Below are 951 nucleotides of genomic sequence, written 5' to 3'. Positions count from 1 at the left end.
TGTCTTGACTGGAGATTTATCCAAAGTAGAGCATTTTATCTAGCATAGAAAAAAATATCGGAATAGAACGGCCCCTATGTTTAGGTACGTACTGAAGGGCTGATAATGCTGTCTGAAGCGAAGGAATGTTCGCTCTCAGGCATTTTTTTGTGTAGTCAACCTGGATTCATCCTATGATTGAGAGGGAGCAGGCAGGGTTAAAGTGTTTTGTAAAATATATTTGACATTTGTGATCCTTTCCTAGTAAGATGATGTCAAATGTGTTTTACATTTTTGAGAGGGGATTTCATGGAGAATAAAATAAAGGAATATCGGAAAGCGCTTGGGCTGTCCCAGGATGATTTAGCCAAAGCATGCGGTGTGTCAAGGCAGACGATAAATGCAATTGAAAATAACAAATACGATCCCAGTCTGGTTCTTGCTTTCCAGCTTTCTTATGTATTGGGCGGGACTGTTGATACCATTTTTATGTTTAAAAAATGAAAAGTCATAAGACTAGCAATGAAGGATGAGGAGTGCGTCAGATGCCAATTGGAAATAAAAGACTTATTGGGGGAATTATTTCGGGGATCGCAGTGCTTGCTATCGTAGGCTATAACCTTTTTAAATATGTGCAGGGTCAGCAGTTAGGATTCAGTGACCTGATTAGTATCCCCATTATTTTGATGTTTTTTCTCAATACAATTTCATGGAATTCAGCAGAAGAGCAACGGGATGAGCTAGGTCAGTTAATCACATGTAAAAGTGCCAAGATTAGTTATTTTGCTCTGATGATCGTAATTCTTATTGTTTTCCTGTGCGAGGAAGCTCCGTTCCATTCTCATCAGCCTATAAAAAATATGTCTTTGTTCCTGGTGCTTTGTGCATCAACCGTTATTTTACCGGCAGTTGAATTTATCGTCTCTAGACGATTTCGCTAACGATCCTGTAGCGTGGATTTATCATGAAAAG

Annotated in this window: 2 protein-coding genes; both read left to right on the top strand. The window is 39.0% G+C overall.

Translation table 11 applies throughout. The features are described 5' to 3' along the window. The first annotated feature begins 288 nt into the window (after positions 1–288). Positions 289–483 (top strand): helix-turn-helix transcriptional regulator, encoded by a 195-nt coding sequence (locus AYJ08_RS07375; RefSeq protein ID WP_064017183.1) that lies wholly within the window; start codon positions 289–291, stop codon positions 481–483. Between the two features lie 41 nt (positions 484–524). Beyond that, on the top strand, positions 525–920 hold the full coding sequence (locus tag AYJ08_RS07370; protein WP_064017182.1) for a hypothetical protein: 396 nt from the start codon (positions 525–527) through the stop codon (positions 918–920). Positions 921–951: the final 31 nt, after the last annotated feature.

It is taken from the genome of Brevibacillus sp. SKDU10 (assembly GCF_001645205.1).
Classification (GTDB): Bacteria; Bacillota; Bacilli; order Brevibacillales; family Brevibacillaceae; genus Brevibacillus_B; species Brevibacillus_B halotolerans.
Note: the sequence above shows the minus strand (reverse complement) of the source record. Positions and strands in the feature narration are given on the sequence as shown.